This is a genomic window from Mesorhizobium sp. WSM4816 (assembly GCF_055811535.1).
On record NZ_JBVVQR010000003.1, the window covers coordinates 167,462 to 182,645 of the forward strand.

Consider the following 15,184-nt stretch of genomic DNA (forward strand, 5'->3'; position numbering starts at 1 on the left):
GTTCAGGCGCCTTCAACAATGACGAAGTGACCGGTCGAGGCGGCAAGCCTGTACTTCAATGCCTCCCGGTATTCAGGCGATTCGTAGCATTCTATCGCCTTGTCGTAGGACTCGAACTCGACCAGGACGTGGCGGTTGCCTGTCGGCCCTTCCGGGTTCGCATAACGCCCCGCCCGCACAGGAAACTTCGCGCCATATTTCGCAAAAGCCGCCGCGTTCGCCTCGATATACTGCTTGTAGCCCTCGGGATCGCGGACATCGACCATCGCCATCCAGTAGCCTTCCTTGCTCATTTCTTAGGGCCTCCAGCGCAGGAAATTGGTGATCAGCGCCAGGCCAAGCGCCTGGCTCTTTTCGGGATGAAACTGCGTGCCGGCGAGATTGTCGCTGGTAACAGCAGCTGTAACCGGACCACCATAGTCGGCAATCGCCAGCACCTCGTCCGGCTTCTGCGCGTCGAGATGGTAGGAATGAACGAAATAGGCGTGCAGCCCCTTGCTGCCTGTCGGAATGCCGGAAAACAGCGGATGCTTGCGCGTGAGCTCGATCGTGTTCCAGCCGATCTGCGGGATTTTTAGCGCAGGATCGGCCGGGGTGATCTCCTTGACATCGCCGGCGATCCAGCCAAAGCCTTTTGTGACAGTCTTTTCCAGGCCCCGCTCCGACATCAGCTGCATGCCGACGCAGATGCCGAGGAACGGCCGCCGCTTGACGATCGCGACCTCCTCGACCGCTTCCCACATGCCGGCCACGGCGCGCAGCCCGGCCGCGCAATCGGCATAGGCGCCGACGCCGGGCAGGACGATGCGGTCGGCGGTTCTGACACGCTCGGCGTCGGCGGTCAGGTCGATGGCGGCGGCGATGCCGGCCTCGTGCGCGGCGCGCTCGAAGGCCTTGGTGGCCGAGCGCAAATTGCCCGAGCCATAATCGATGATCGCGACCCGCATGTCAGGGTCTTCCCGGCGTGTGCGTCAGTCCGAGCACCAAGCCTGTGTGTGCCGGCCGGGCATGGGCAGCGTCCGGAACGATGCGCGGCACCGGCGCTGGCTCATCCGCACGCGCTTCGGCTTCCAGCACATAGCGCGTATCGGCATCGTCGAGCCTGTCGGCCTCGACGACGCCCCATTCGTGCCAGCCACGACGGCGCAGTGCGGCGATCCGCAAGGCCTGCCCTTCCAGCCCGACATAAAGCGATACCAGCAGCGACAGCAGCGGGCCGGCCAGCCCAAGGCTCAGCCCTTCGGCAAGCATCGAAAGCAGAGCCATAGCGACAAACGCCAGTGCTGCCTCGATCCACAACCGGTGCCAGAGCAGCCACAGCGGCGGCACGAGGAAGCCAAGCCAGGAAAACCCATCACGGACAAAGGCCGTTGTGTCAGGCTTTTCGCCGCGGCCCGGCGGTTCCATCACGACATAGACGGCCATGGCCTATCCCTTCAGAGATCCCTTGGTGGAAGGAACCGCGTCAGGCTGGCGCGGGTCGCTTTCAAGCGCGAAACGCAGCGCACGCGCCACCGCCTTGAAGCAGGTCTCGGCGATGTGGTGATTGTTGGCGCCGTAATGGTTGGTGACATGCAGCGTGATGCCGGCATTTTGCGCCAGGGCCTGGAAGAATTCGCGCACCAGTTCGGTGTCGAACGTGCCGATCTTCGGCGACGAGAACACAACGTTCCAGACAAGGAAAGGACGGCCGGAAACGTCGATCGCCGCGCGCGTCAGCGTCTCGTCCATGGCGAGATCGATCGAGGCATAGCGCATGATGCCGCGCCGCTCGCCCAGTGCCTTGGCCAGCGCCTGACCGAGCGCGATGCCAGTGTCCTCGACCGTGTGGTGGTCGTCTATGTGGAGGTCGCCCTTGGCCTTGACCGTCATGTCGATCAGCGAATGGCGCGACAGCTGGTCCAGCATGTGGTCGAAGAAGCCGACGCCCGTCGAGATATCGGATTTTCCCGAGCCGTCGACCTGGACCGATACGGAGATGTCGGTTTCCCTGGTCTTGCGGCTTGCGTTGGCGGAACGGGGCGGCATGCTCATCCTTGTCCAGAGTTCAGGCGTTCAAGCGTCCACATGCTTGAAAGCGTCCACATGCTTGAAAACGAGAGCCTTCTAGCAGCATGATCCGGTGATTGCCAGTTGCCGTGCCAAGCAGTATCGAGCCTGGCCGATGACCGGTTGGCAATCGTCGGACCTATGCATACATAGGGTCGATCAAGTCACTCGTAATGCGCCAATCGCCTTGTCGGGACCGGTGCTGATCGGAGCAGAGATGTCGAACGAACTGACCATGCACGCCACGACGATCCTGACCGTGCGCAGGGGCGGCAAGGTGGTGATCGCCGGTGATGGCCAAGTCAGCCTTGGCCAGACGATCATGAAAAGCAACGCCAAGAAGGTGCGCCGAATCGGCAAAAGCGGCAATGTCATTGCCGGTTTCGCCGGCGCCACCGCTGACGCCTTCACGCTTCTGGAGCGGCTGGAGGCCAAGCTCGAACAGTATCCGGAGCAATTGACGCGGGCCTGCGTCGAACTCGCCAAGGACTGGCGCACCGACCGCTATCTGCGCCGGCTGGAAGCGATGATGCTGGTTGCCGACAAGTCGGTCTCGCTGGCGCTGACCGGCACCGGCGACGTGCTCGAACCCGAACATGGCGTCATGGCGATCGGCTCTGGCGGCAATTATGCGCTGGCCGCGGCGCGCGCGCTGATGGACACCGACAAGGATGCCGAAGAAATCGCCCGCAAAGCGATGCAGATCGCATCCGACATTTGCGTCTACACCAACAACAATTTTGTCATCGAAATCCTCGATGCCGCCTGAGCCGGCCGCTGGCCATGATCCCGAAAAGTGGAAATCGGTTTTTGCTTCGCTGACCTTCGGTTCGCATGAGATCATGGCCAAACAAGAAAATAGATATGATTTTCGACCGGTGACCGAGGCCGACCTGCCGATGATCGCGGCATGGCTGGCCGAGCCGCATGTCGCGGAGTGGTGGGACGATCCCGAGACGGAGATCGCCCAGATCCGCGAGCATATCGACAGCATTTCCGTCGAGCCGCTGATCATCGAGCTCGACGGCGAGCCGATCGGCTACATGCAGAGCTACGATCCGCATCTGGAGGACGGCCACCCCTACAGCGACCAGCCTTTCGGCACGCTCGGCATCGATCTGTCGATCGGCAGGCCCGAGCTTGTCGGACGCGGCCACGGCTCGGCAATTATCCGGCAGTTCGTGGAACAGCTGTTCGAGGAAGGGGCACCGCGTGTCATCATTGACCCGGATCCATCCAACGGACGAGCGATCCGTGCCTATCAAAAGGCCGGGTTCAGAGCTATCGATCGCAGGCAATCGGAATATGGCGACGCCGTGCTGATGGCAATTGACGCCGAAGAGGGCGACGCCCAAGAGGGCAATATCGAATAGGGTGACGCCGAATAAGGCGCCGAAGAGGGGCAGTAACAGCATGAGTACAAGCGGCGCCGACAAGACCGTCTCGGCCTATGAAGACAGCTGGCGGATGGGACTTCTGCTCGTCCTCGGCCTGATTATATTCCAGGCTGGAGCCCTTTACGGCATGGGCCGAACGCCGATCTGCGAATGCGGCTATGTCAAGCTGTGGCACGGCATCGTGCAGAGCTCGGAGAATTCCCAGCATATTTCCGACTGGTACACATTCTCGCACCTCATCCACGGCTTCCTGTTCTACGCGCTGGCGTGGGCTCTGTTCCCGCGCTCGCCGATCGGGCTCAGGCTGGCTTTTGCCGTCGTCATCGAGGGCGGCTGGGAGCTTCTCGAGAACAGCCCGTTGATCATCGAGCGCTACCGCGCCGGCACGATCTCGCTCGACTATTACGGCGACAGCATCATCAATTCGGTGGCGGACACGCTGGCGATGGTGCTGGGATTTGTGATGGCGCGCAGGCTTCCTATATGGGTGATCGTGACCCTCGCTCTCATCTTCGAATTCGGTGTCGGCTACATCATCAGGGACAATCTGACACTCAACGTGATCATGCTGCTGCATCCGTTCGAGTCCATCCGGCAGTGGCAAAGTGGAATTTAGCGACATGACCACATTCTCGCCCCGCGAAATCGTTTCGGAACTCGATCGCTTCATCATCGGCCAGAAGGACGCCAAGCGCGCCGTGGCCATCGCCTTGCGCAACCGCTGGCGCCGCCAGCAGCTCGAAGGCCAGATGCGTGAAGAGGTGATGCCGAAGAACATCCTGATGATCGGCCCAACCGGCGTCGGCAAGACCGAGATCTCGCGCCGCCTGGCGCGCCTTGCCGGTGCGCCGTTCGTCAAGGTCGAGGCGACCAAGTTCACCGAGGTCGGCTATGTCGGCCGCGACGTCGAGCAGATCATCCGCGACCTGGTCGAGATCGCCATCGGCCTGGTGCGCGAGAAGATGCGCGAGGACGTCAAGGCGCGCGCCCATATCAATGCCGAGGAACGCGTGCTGGAGGCGCTCGTCGGCAAGACGGCGAGCCCGGCGACGCGCGACAGTTTCCGCAAAAAGCTGCGCGACGGCGAGCTCGACGACAAGGAGATCGAGATCGAAGTGAGCGATACCGGCACCGGCGGCATGCCCGGCTTCGAGATCCCCGGCATGCCGGGCGCCAATATCGGCGTGTTGAACATCAACGACATGCTGTCGAAAGCGATGGGCGGCCAGAAGACCAAGACCCGCAAGACGACGGTGAAGGAATCCTACGCGGTGCTGGTCGGCGACGAGTCCGACAAGCTGCTCGACCAGGACGAGGTGGTGCGCAGGGCGCTCGAATCGACCGAAAACGACGGCATCGTCTTCCTCGATGAGATCGACAAGATCGCCTCGCGCGAAGGCGGCATGGGCGCCGGTGTTTCCCGCGAAGGCGTGCAGCGCGACCTGCTGCCGCTTGTCGAAGGCACCACGGTCGCGACCAAATACGGACCGGTGAAGACGGATCACATCCTGTTTATCGCATCGGGCGCGTTCCACGTTGCCAAGCCATCCGACCTGCTGCCCGAACTGCAGGGCCGTCTGCCGATCCGCGTCGAGCTGCGTGCGCTGGAGAAGGACGATTTCGTGCGCATCCTGACCGAGACCGAGGCCAGCCTGATCAAGCAGTACATCGCGCTGATGAAGACCGAGGGCGTCGATCTCGTCTTCACCGACGACGCCATCGATTCACTGGCCGGCATCGCCGTCGATCTCAACGCCAGCGTCGAGAACATCGGCGCCAGGCGACTGCAGACGGTGATGGAGCGGGTGCTGGACGAGATCTCATATGACGCGCCGGACCGCCACGGCACGTCGGTGACAGTCGACGCCGCCTATGTGGAGAAGCATGTCGGCGATCTGTCGAGAAACACGGATCTGTCGCGATTCATCCTCTAACAGGCGATCCATCCGCAAGAGTCGGACCGGCGGAGCCGGCACGTGTGGCCAAATGGAAGCATCTGGCCAGCTTTTGTCTTGCCGGGCGACGGGGCTCTCGACTCCCGTTGCAGCTTTACCTAGTTTGCCGGCAACACCAGCGCCGCGCAGCTTTTTGGATGCGCAAAGGACGCTGTACAGTTGGTTCTGCGCATGACCCCGAGAATCGGTTCCGAGGGTCATGCGTTGTTGCAGGCGGCGGCGCATGAAAAAAACGATCCTCGTCACTCTCGGGCTGACGCTGGCGACAGCCATGTTCGCCGCCGAAGCGGCGACGATGGTGCCGCCGGGCAACAGTCATGTCGAGCAGCCCAACATACCGGGCGCCTCAAGCCGGCGCACCCAGGCCACCAACACCACCTTCCAGTCGAAATACCGCAAGGTCTATGCGCTGCTGCAGCACGACGCCGGTCTTCGCGGCAAGATCGAGCAGGCAGCAGCGACCTATGGCATCGATCCTATGCATATCGTCGGCGCCATCGTCGGCGAGCACACCTACAATGTCGACGCCTACGACCGGCTGCAGACCTACTACGTCAAGGCGATCTCCTATCTGTCGAGCAAGCTGTCTTTCGCCTATGAAGGCGAGGACATCACCGATTTCGTGCAACGGCCGCAATTCCAGGAATGCGTCGGCAAATCGGATAGTTACGAGCTCTGGGAATGCCGCGAGCAGGTGTGGAACCTTTCCTTTCGCGGCAAGACTGTCGGCGGTGAGAGCTTCCCCGACGACCGCTTCGGCGCGACTTTCTTCCAGCCCTATTATGCCGGCCAGACCTTTGGCCTGGGCCAGCTCAATCCGCTGACCGCCTTGCAGATGAGCGATCTCGTGCACCAGGTGTCCGGCCTGCCGAAGCTCGACGTCGGCGATCCGAACGCGGTCTACAAGACCATCATGGATCCGGACCTGACCTTGGACTATGTCGCGGCGACGATCCGGAAATCGATCGATGCCTATCAGAGCATTGCCGGCTTCGACATATCGAGCAATCCCGGCATCACATCGACCCTCTACAATGTCGGCAATCCGGAACAGCGTGCGCATGCGCTGAAGGCCGAAAACGACAGGCGCCGCGCCGCGGGCGAACCGGAGAAGCTGCCCGAGGAAAATTACTATGGCTGGCTGGTCAACGACAAACTGCCGGAGCTCAACGCGCTGTTTTAGTGGGTGTTGAGATCTGGACTTTGAGCTCGAAGTCGCCTCTTCGCCGTTTGCGCTGCCCCTCATCGCCCTGCCGGGCACTTCTCCCCGTATAGCGACGGGGAGAAGGACGCCTTCGCAAAGGATTTCCCCAATCGCCCAGGGTTGCAGAAAGAACGCCAAGGTTGCGGCCAGCTTCTTTCTCCCCGTTTACGGGGAGAAATGCCCGGCAGGCTTTCGACAATCGGCACGCACCAGGCTCACGCCGCCAGCAGCGACTTCAGCTTGATCGTTTGCGAACCGAGCGCCTCAGGCGCCGGCTTCGCCCTTTTTGCGATCAGCATCTCGGCCAGCCTGATGTCGCGGGCGACAGAATTGCCCGGACCGATTCCGCTCGCCGCGACCAGCCTGCCGTCTTGCGCCAGGTGAAACAGGATGAAGGCGCCGTCGTCGAGGTCGCGGCGCACGACCTTGCTGCCCTCGTCCGACAGCCCAGATATCTGCAAGGTCAGGCCGTATTGATCCGACCAGAACCATGGCACAGCCGAGTGGACCTCACCGGCGCCAAGCATGTTGCTGGCCGCAAGCGCGCCCTGCTCCTGCGCGTTGCGCCAGGCCTCCAGCCGCACGCGCCGGCCGCCATAGACGGCAAGCGGAAACGAGCAGCAATCGCCGGCGGCAAAAATGTCCGGATCGCTGGTGCGAAGCGCGGCATCGACGGCTATGCCGTTGTCGATCGTCAGGCCCGCTTCTGCGGCAAGTCCGGTCACCGGCACAGCGCCGATGCCGATCACCGCCAGGTCGGCGACGATGTCCTGCCCGCCGGCAAGCGCGATGCGCACCTCGGCGCCGTCATCGGCAATCGCGGCGATGGCGTCGCCGCACAGGATTTTGACGCCTTCGGCTTCATGCGCCTGGTGGATGATTTTGGCGATCTCGGCCGGCACGCCGCGCATCAGGATGCGCGGCTGCGCCTCGATGACGGTGACAACGACGCCCAGTCTGCGTGCCGCGGCGGCGAGCTCAAGACCGATAAAGCCGCCGCCAATGATGGCGATGCGGTTTCCGGCGCGGAGATGGGCGCGAATGGCCAGCGCGTCGTTGAAGGTCCGGAGATAGGCACAACGCGGCCCGAGGCCCGGCATTGGCAGTCTGCGCGGCAGGGAACCGGTCGCCAGCAGCAGCTTGTCGTATGGCAGCGCCGAGCCGTCCGGCAGGCGCACGACATGCGCAGCACGGTCGATCGCCACCGCCTGAACCGAATGGATATGCCTTATCGATCTCTCGGCCAGGATTTTGTCGCTGGCGATCGCCTTGATCACCGGGGCATCGCCGGCCATCGCGTCCTTCGACAGCGGCGGCCGCTCATAGGGCAGATGCGGCTCGTCGCCGACCAGCGTCACCGGGCCATCATAGCCGAGATCGCGCAGCGCCAGGGCAGCCCGCCCGCCGCATTCGCCGGCGCCGATGATGAGCATTCCTTTCACCATCACCGTCACCCGATCTGAATGAGGATTTTGCCGGCGTCGAGTTTGACCGGATAGGTCCTGAGATTGACGCAGACCGGCGCGCCCCTGGCTGCACCGGTCTTGTAGTTGAAGCGGCCATTGTGCTTCGGGCATTCGATGATGTCGTCCATCACCAGCCCGTCGGCCAGATGCACCTTCTCATGCGTGCAAAGGCCGTCCGTCGCGAAATATTCGTCGTCGGGACTGCGATAGATGGCGAAGGTGCGGCCGCCATGGTCGAACCGCATCACGTCCTCTTCGTCGATGTCATCGGCACCACAGGCCTCGACCCAGTCGCTCATTGGTCCTCCCGGCAGAATTTTGCTTGGTCAACATGCCCCGGCACAGGCGCGCAAATCATTCGGCTGCTGCCGCGACAGCATCGTTGTCGTTGTGGAATTCCTCGCGATAAGGCTTGGCGGTCGGCGGCAGTTCGCGCTTGAGAAAATAGTCTTCATTGCGCAGCTGGCGCAGGAAGGCAGGCACCATCTCGCGATAGCCGGCCAGGATCGATGGCGTCGGCGCCGGCAGGTCCTGCTTGATCAGCTCATGCAGCCTCGGCAGCGCGTGATAGGGCACCATCGGGAACATGTGGTGCTCGACATGGTAGTTCATGTTCCAGTAGATGAAGCGGCTGATCGGGTTCATGTGGACCGTGCGGCTGTTGAGGCGGTGGTCGATGACATTTTCGGCGAGGCCGCCATGCTGCAGCAGGCCGGTCATGACGTGATGCCAGGCGCCGTAAAGCCTGGGCAGACCGACCAGCATCAAGGGCAGGAACGAGCCGCTATAAAGTGCCAGCGCGATTGTCGCGGCATAGATCGCGGTCCAGATGCGGGCAATGCGGATCGCCTTTGGCTGCTCCTGCTCGGGAATGAAGGTCTTTTCCGCCGGGCTGATGATGCCGGCCGCATTGCGCACCATGTCGCTCATGGCATGCCAGGCATCGACAATGCCGAAGAAATTGAGCACGACGCGCAACAGGTCCGGCGGGCGCATCACCGCGATCTCCGGATCGCGGCCGACGATGATCGTGTCAGTGTGATGCCGCGTATGGCTCCAGCGCCAGGTCACCGGGTTGCGCATGATCATGAAGCAGGCGATCTGATAGACCGCATCATTCATCCACTGCGTCCTGAAGGCGGTGCCGTGGCCGCATTCGTGCCAGCGTGAATCGGTGGAAGAGCCGTAGAGCACGCCATAGACGAAGAAGAATGGCACGCACCACCATGTGCCCCAGAACCAGGTGCCGCCGGCGCCGCTCAGGACCAGGGCGGAGAGCCAGATGATGGTGTCGCGGATCGCCGGCCCATCGGAGCGCTGCATCAGCTCCTTCATCTGCTTGCGGGGCACGTCGGTATGATACCATTCGGCCGCCGCCAGCCCGGTCTCGACGGCGCGCTTCGCGTCGCGGCCGAGCAGGCTGTAGTCTCGCCGGGACGGCATTGCGGATACTGTCGCTTCCATTGAGGCTGCCTCCGTCGGCATCCGTCGGAACGGGTGCCTCTGCCACAGGTGCTTATGCCCTAAAATAACGCCAAGCCGTGATAGGCTCAACATCATGAAGATAGTTTCTATCATTTCCCATCAGAATGATGTATAGCCTATGCCAGGCAATCAGGCAGGAAGCGTATGGCAAAACGGCCAACCATCACCGATCTGGCACGGATTTCGGGGGTCAGCGTCGCCACCGTCGATCGGGTGCTGAACAATCGCCTGCCGGTGCGCGAGGAAACCGCGCGCCGCGTCTATGAGGCCGCCACCAGCATCGGCTACCACGCCGCCGGGCTGATCAAGCAGCGGATGCGCCAGGAACTGCCGGAATACCGGCTCGGCTTTCTGCTGCTGAGGGGCAATGATGTTTTCTACAGCGATTTCGCCCGCGAGATCGAACTGGCTGTCTCCCAGTCGCAGCGCTTCCGCGGAGTCGCCACCATCGATTTCGCCAGTTCGCTGGCCCCGGACGAGATCGCCGCGCAGATGCGCAAGCTGGCGGCGAAATCCAGGGCAGTCGCCCTTGTCGGTCCGGACCATCCAACGCTGACGGCGGCCGTCGAGACCCTGAAGGCGAGGGGGCAACCCGTCTTCTCCCTGCTATCCGACTTTGCAGCCGGCATCCGCGAGGGCTATGTCGGCCTCGACAACCGCAAGGTCGGTCGCACCGCGGCCTGGATGATCGCCAGAGCGGCGAGGAAGCCCGGCAAGGTCGCCCTTTTCGTCGGCAGCCATCGCTTCCATGGCCATGAGCTGCGCGAGATCGGCTTCAGATCGTTTTTCCGCGAGCATGCGCCGGAATTCACGGTGATGGAGACGCTGGTCAACCTGGAAGCCAACCAGGTGACCCATGATGCAATGATCGATCTTCTGGCGCGGTACCCGGATCTGGCCGGCTGCTATGTCGCTGGCGGCGGCATGGAAGGCGCGGTTTCCGCGCTACGGGCGGCCAGGCCGGCAAACATGCCAGTGGTCGTCTGCAACGAGATCAACGCCGAATCGCGCGCGGCGCTCGCCGACAACATCCTGACCATGGTGATTTCGACGCCGCTGGCAGCACTATGCCGCGAACTTGTCGGGCTGATGGTGCATGCCATCGAGGCAGGCGCCGCCAATGCGCCGGGCCAGACCTTCCTGCCCTTCGACATCTATCTGCCGGAAAACATCTAGGCTCGGGCAGAACATCTGGGCTCAGCCAAGACATCCTGTTTAGATCGGGGCGTCGGCAGTGATGTGAACCATCAGCCTGATGGATTCTTGCAGAAGGTTTGCCGGCCCTCAGCCGCGTTGTCCGAAAAATCCGGCAGCCGCTTTCGGATTCTCCTTGACGCCCGCCCGAAGAATGGAATAAATATTTCACCAACTAGGTATTTTGGTTCTTTCGTTCCGGACATGCGTTTCAACGTAGGGCTCGGCCTCCCCAGCCAACGCGGAAATCGCCATCGGAAACGGAGAAGCAATCGGGAGAGATTCCCTGGGAGATCGGGGATTCCGGGTAGATCGGTGCAGCCGGACACCAATTCTGTGGAGGAGAAATAGAATGAAAAAGCTGCTGTTGGGCGCCGCATTCCTGGCGCTGATGAGCTCGTCCGCCCTCGCTGCCAAAATCGGCGTCTCAATGGCATTGTTCGACGACAATTTTCTTACCGTGCTGCGCAACGGCATGATCGAGCAGGCCAAAGGCATGGAAGGCGTCGAACTGCAGGTCGAGGACGCGCAGAACGACGTCGCCAAGCAACTCGACCAGATCAAGAACTTCGTCGCCTCGGGCGTCGACGCGATTGTCGTCAATCCAGTCGACACCTCGGCCACCCAGGCAATGTCGGATGCCGCCGCTGCGGCCAACGTTCCGCTGGTCTATGTCAACCGCGAGCCGGTCAATGTCGACACGCTGCCGGACAACCAGGCTTTCGTTGCCTCGAACGAGGTTGAATCAGGAACTCTCGAGACCCAGGAAGTCTGCCGGCTGTTCAAGGAAGCCGGCAAGACCGAGGCCAATGTCTATGTGATCATGGGCGAACTGTCGAACCAGGCCGCGGTGCAGCGCACCAAGGACATTGACGATGTGATCGCCACTCCCGAATGCAGCTTCATCAAGATCATCGACAAGCAGACGTCGAACTGGAAACGCGAGGAAGCACAGAACCTGATGACCAACTGGCTGTCGACCGGCGCGCCGTTCGATGGCGTGATCGCCAACAATGACGAGAGCGCCATCGGCGCCATCCAGGCCATGAAAGCTGCCAACATCGACATGAAGTCGGTTGTTGTCGGCGGCGTGGACGCCACCCAGGACGCGCTTGCCGCGATGCAGGCGGGCGATCTCGACGTCACCGTGTTCCAGGACGCGGCCGGCCAAGGCGCCGGGGCGCTGGACGCGGCGCTCAAGCTTTCCAAGGGCGAGGCGGTCGAGCAGAAGGTCTACATCCCCTTCCAGCTGGTCACGCCGGCAAACATCGACAAGTTCCTGCAGAAGAACTGAGGCAGAGGACCATTTTTCGATAGGGAGCGGCGCGTCAGAGCATCGAACCGTTTTGAGAATCCGATGTTCGAAGGACAAAAAACAGCGCCGCTCCTCTTTCGCTCATCGCCGTGGACAGCCGGCGGGAGGGCGACTGCTGCTGATGGAGGAAGCAAGAGTTGACACAGACAACCCATGGCGTCGGCGGATTGAGCTATGATGCGAAAAAGCGGACATGGCCTGCCGAATTCAACGTTTTCCTGGCGCTCATCATCCTGGTCGGCGCCTTCGAGCTGATAGGCCGCGTCTTTCTTGGCGACAGCTTTCTGTTCAACACCCGCCCCAATGTCGATACGATCTTCAACGAGGCGCGCCTGCAGATCATCATCCTGCAGGTGTCGATCGTCGGCATCATCGCCATCGGCGTGACGCAGGTGATCATTTCCGGCGGCATCGACCTTTCCTCTGGTTCGATCGTCGGCGCCACGGCGATGATCGCCATGAGTTTCGCCCAGGTGGCGACGGTCAACGGCAACCCTAATCCCAAGGCGGTGTTCCTCGCGCAAGGCTGGACCGACCTGCCGGTGATCGTGCCGGTGCTGGTCGCGATCGGCTGCGGCCTGCTGGCGGGCCTGGTCAACGGCACGCTGGTCGCCTACACGCGCATTCCGCCGTTCATCGCCACGCTCGGCATGATGGTCACGGCGCGCGGCATCGCCAAATGGTGGTCCAAGGGGCAGCCGATCTCGTTTCCCACCGAAAGTTTCGCCGCCATCGGCAAGGGGCTGATGCCGGTCATCATCTTCATATCGCTGGCGATTCTGTTCCAGCTGATCCTGTCATACACCAGGTACGGCAAGCACTGTTATGCCATCGGCTCCAACGAGGACGCCGCGCGCATGTCCGGCATAAATGTCCAGAACCACAAGATCCTCGTCTTCGTCATTGCCGGTATCCTCGCCGCGCTGGCCGCCGTGGTGCTGAGCTCCAAGAACCTCACCGCTCAGGCCGGCATGGGCGTGATGTACGAACTGGACGCGATCGCCATGGCGGTCATCGGCGGCGTCTCGCTGTCGGGCGGCCGCGGCTCGATCATCGGAACGGTGATCGGTGCGCTGATCTTCGGCGTCATCATCTCCGGCTTCACCTTCCTGCGCCTCGACGCCTACTACCAGGAGATGGTCAAGGGCGTGATCATCATCGGCGCAGTCGTTCTCGACCAGTGGCGCCAGCGCCTGCGGGCAATGAGGGCTTGATCATGTCAGACATCGTCCTGAAGACCGAAAACCTGACCAAATACTATGGCGGCGTGCATGCGCTCGAAAGCGCGAATTTCGAACTGCGCAAGGGCGAGCATGTCGCCATCATGGGTGACAACGGCGCCGGCAAATCGACCTTCGTGCGCCAGATCACCGCCGTCGAGCAGCGCACCAGCGGCAAGGTCTGGTTCGACGGCAAGGAAGTGAACTTCGCCGGCCCGATCGCGGCGCGCGAGGCGGGCATCGAAACGGTGTTCCAGAACCTGGCGCTTGCCGACGATCTCGACGTGCCGTCGAACCTGTTTCTCGGCCGCGAGAAGGTGCTGTTCAATCTCGGGCCTTTCTCGATCCTCGATCGCAAGTTCATGCGCAAGGCGACCGAGGCAGCGTTGATCCGCACGGCGGTCAAGATTCCCAACCTTTCCAACACCATCCGACACATGTCGGGCGGCCAGCGTCAGTGCGTGGCGATCGCCAGAACCGCTACCTTTGCGTCCAAGCTCATCATCATGGACGAGCCGACGGCAGCACTTGGTGTGCAGGAGACGATGCAGGTCGAAAACATCATCCGCACGCTGAAAGCCAATGGCGAGCCGCTGATCCTGATCAGCCACAACATGCGCCAGGTGTTCGACCTCGTCGACCGCATCGTGGTGTTCCGGCGCGGCCGCATCGTCGCCAATCTGCGCAAGCAGGACACCGACGGCAACGACATCGTCTCATACATCACCGGCGCCAAGACCGGGGAGGCCGAACTTGCGGCCTAGGGCGGATGCCGGCGCGGCGGGTCATCGGCCCGTCGCCGATCAGCCGAAATAAGAAAATCTACTGCGCCTTGCCCTGAACGGTGCAGTAAAGACGCACTTCCATTTCGAACCATCCCAAAGGAAATTTTCATGTCTCTCCGCTTCGCTCTTCTCGGCGCCGGCCGCATCGGCAAGGTCCACGCCCGCGCCGTCGGTTCCAATCCGCAGGCCAGGCTGGTCGCAGTTGCCGATGCCTTCGAGAAGGCGGCGACCGATCTGGCGTCGGCCTATGGCGCGGAAGTGCGCAGCATCGACGCCATCGAAAAAGCCGGGGACATCGATGCGGTCATTATCTGCACGCCGACCGACACCCATGCCGATCTGATCGAGCGGTTCGCCAAGGCCGGCAAGGCGATCTTCTGCGAGAAGCCGATCGACCTTGACGCCGGCCGAGTGGAAGAATGCCTGGCCGTGGTCGACAAGGCCGGCGCCACTTTGATGGTCGGCTTCAACCGCCGCTTCGATCCGCATTTCGCCGCCGTGCGCAAGGCGATCGACGACGGCGCCATCGGCACGGTCGAGATGGTGACCATCACCTCGCGCGATCCCGGCCCGCCGCCGCTCGACTATATCGGCCGCTCGGGCGGCATCTTCCGCGACATGACCATCCATGATTTCGATATGGCACGCTTCCTGCTCGGCGAGGAACCGGTGGCGGTCAGCGCCCACGCCTCGGTGCTGGTCGACAAAAAGATCGGCGAGGCCGGCGACTTCGACAGCGTCAGCGTCATCCTCGAAACCGCCTCCGGCAAGCAGTGCATCATCTCCAATTCGCGACGCGCCACTTATGGCTACGACCAGCGCATCGAGGTGCATGGCTCGAAAGGCATGGTTGCGGCCGAGAACCAGCGGCCGGTGTCGGTCGAGCTGGCCAATGAAAAGGGCTATACGCGCCCGCCGCTGCACGACTTCTTCATGACCCGCTACCTCGACGCCTATGCCAACGAGATCGCCGCCTTCATCGCGGCGGCGACGTCAGGCAACAAGGCGGCGCCGAGCGGTGCGGACGGGCTGGTCGCGCTGCGGCTGGCGGACGCGGCGCTGAAATCGGCGAGGGAAGGCAAGACCGTCCGCCTCGACAAGACAGTCTGACCAT

17 protein-coding genes are annotated in these 15,184 nt (G+C 62.3%); 10 read left to right on the forward strand and 7 right to left on the reverse strand.

Annotated features, from left to right (window positions below):
* Positions 1 to 2: 2 nt before the first annotated feature.
* From AC0L3H_RS05040 to hisB, 4 genes are read right to left on the reverse strand one after another with little or no spacing between them, the layout of a single operon-like run.
* Entirely contained in the window at positions 3 to 293 is a 291-nt protein-coding gene (locus tag AC0L3H_RS05040) for a DUF1330 domain-containing protein (protein WP_473584705.1), read from the reverse strand.
* 3 nt (positions 294 to 296) lie between these two features.
* The gene (hisH, locus tag AC0L3H_RS05045; RefSeq protein ID WP_473492737.1) at positions 297 to 947 is read right to left on the reverse strand and encodes an imidazole glycerol phosphate synthase subunit HisH; all 651 of its coding nucleotides are present in this window, start codon (positions 945 to 947) and stop codon (positions 297 to 299) included.
* A gap of 1 nt (position 948) precedes the next feature.
* Positions 949 to 1,425: a DUF2628 domain-containing protein gene (locus tag AC0L3H_RS05050; RefSeq protein WP_473492738.1), complete on the reverse strand. Its 477-nt coding sequence runs from the start codon at positions 1,423 to 1,425 to the stop codon at positions 949 to 951.
* Between the two features lie 3 nt (positions 1,426 to 1,428).
* Positions 1,429 to 2,028 (reverse strand): imidazoleglycerol-phosphate dehydratase HisB, encoded by a 600-nt coding sequence (gene hisB / locus AC0L3H_RS05055; protein WP_091592962.1) that lies wholly within the window; start codon positions 2,026 to 2,028, stop codon positions 1,429 to 1,431.
* 238 nt (positions 2,029 to 2,266) lie between these two features.
* Between hisB and hslV the strand changes: the two genes are divergently transcribed.
* The 5 genes from hslV (at position 2,267) to AC0L3H_RS05080 (ending at position 6,584) form a co-directional block, all read left to right on the forward strand.
* Positions 2,267 to 2,818 carry an ATP-dependent protease subunit HslV gene (hslV, locus tag AC0L3H_RS05060; RefSeq protein ID WP_473584706.1) on the forward strand — a complete coding sequence of 184 codons (552 nt, stop codon included), beginning with the start codon at positions 2,267 to 2,269 and terminating at the stop codon, positions 2,816 to 2,818.
* 73 nt (positions 2,819 to 2,891) lie between these two features.
* Positions 2,892 to 3,422 carry a GNAT family N-acetyltransferase gene (locus AC0L3H_RS05065; protein ID WP_473584856.1) on the forward strand — a complete coding sequence of 177 codons (531 nt, stop codon included), beginning with the start codon at positions 2,892 to 2,894 and terminating at the stop codon, positions 3,420 to 3,422.
* Between the two features lie 40 nt (positions 3,423 to 3,462).
* Positions 3,463 to 4,062, forward strand: coding sequence for a DUF2585 domain-containing protein (locus AC0L3H_RS05070; protein WP_023796925.1), 600 nt, complete (start codon positions 3,463 to 3,465; stop codon positions 4,060 to 4,062).
* Positions 4,063 to 4,066: 4 nt separating this feature from the next.
* On the forward strand, positions 4,067 to 5,380 hold the full coding sequence (gene hslU / locus AC0L3H_RS05075; protein WP_023796926.1) for an ATP-dependent protease ATPase subunit HslU: 1,314 nt from the start codon (positions 4,067 to 4,069) through the stop codon (positions 5,378 to 5,380).
* Positions 5,381 to 5,624: 244 nt separating this feature from the next.
* Positions 5,625 to 6,584, forward strand: a complete 960-nt coding sequence (locus tag AC0L3H_RS05080; protein ID WP_473584707.1) for a DUF1402 family protein — start codon at positions 5,625 to 5,627, stop codon at positions 6,582 to 6,584.
* A 236-nt stretch (positions 6,585 to 6,820) separates the two neighbouring features.
* Here AC0L3H_RS05080 and AC0L3H_RS05085 read toward each other — a convergent pair whose 3' ends face one another.
* The 3 genes from AC0L3H_RS05085 to AC0L3H_RS05095 are packed head-to-tail and all read right to left on the reverse strand — an operon-like array spanning position 6,821 to position 9,535.
* Positions 6,821 to 8,050, reverse strand: coding sequence for an NAD(P)/FAD-dependent oxidoreductase (locus AC0L3H_RS05085; protein WP_473584708.1), 1,230 nt, complete (start codon positions 8,048 to 8,050; stop codon positions 6,821 to 6,823).
* 5 nt (positions 8,051 to 8,055) lie between these two features.
* Complete coding sequence (locus AC0L3H_RS05090; protein WP_128244598.1) at positions 8,056 to 8,370, reverse strand: Rieske (2Fe-2S) protein; 315 nt, start codon at positions 8,368 to 8,370, stop codon at positions 8,056 to 8,058.
* A gap of 55 nt (positions 8,371 to 8,425) precedes the next feature.
* Positions 8,426 to 9,535, reverse strand: coding sequence for a fatty acid desaturase family protein (locus tag AC0L3H_RS05095; RefSeq protein WP_473584709.1), 1,110 nt, complete (start codon positions 9,533 to 9,535; stop codon positions 8,426 to 8,428).
* A gap of 165 nt (positions 9,536 to 9,700) precedes the next feature.
* On the opposite strand from AC0L3H_RS05095, the gene AC0L3H_RS05100 reads away from it, so the two are divergent.
* The 5 genes from AC0L3H_RS05100 to iolG all read left to right on the forward strand — a co-directional run bounded on the left by AC0L3H_RS05100 (position 9,701) and on the right by iolG (position 15,180).
* Complete coding sequence (locus AC0L3H_RS05100) at positions 9,701 to 10,732, forward strand: LacI family DNA-binding transcriptional regulator (protein WP_023796930.1); 1,032 nt, start codon at positions 9,701 to 9,703, stop codon at positions 10,730 to 10,732.
* A gap of 370 nt (positions 10,733 to 11,102) precedes the next feature.
* Positions 11,103 to 12,044, forward strand: a complete 942-nt coding sequence (locus AC0L3H_RS05105) for a sugar ABC transporter substrate-binding protein (protein WP_077374705.1) — start codon at positions 11,103 to 11,105, stop codon at positions 12,042 to 12,044.
* A gap of 158 nt (positions 12,045 to 12,202) precedes the next feature.
* On the forward strand, positions 12,203 to 13,279 hold the full coding sequence (locus tag AC0L3H_RS05110) for an ABC transporter permease (RefSeq protein ID WP_473584710.1): 1,077 nt from the start codon (positions 12,203 to 12,205) through the stop codon (positions 13,277 to 13,279).
* Between the two features lie 2 nt (positions 13,280 to 13,281).
* Positions 13,282 to 14,049, forward strand: coding sequence for an ATP-binding cassette domain-containing protein (locus AC0L3H_RS05115; RefSeq protein WP_023796933.1), 768 nt, complete (start codon positions 13,282 to 13,284; stop codon positions 14,047 to 14,049).
* Between the two features lie 129 nt (positions 14,050 to 14,178).
* Positions 14,179 to 15,180, forward strand: coding sequence for an inositol 2-dehydrogenase (gene iolG, locus AC0L3H_RS05120; RefSeq protein ID WP_473584711.1), 1,002 nt, complete (start codon positions 14,179 to 14,181; stop codon positions 15,178 to 15,180).
* Positions 15,181 to 15,184 lie beyond the last annotated feature (4 nt).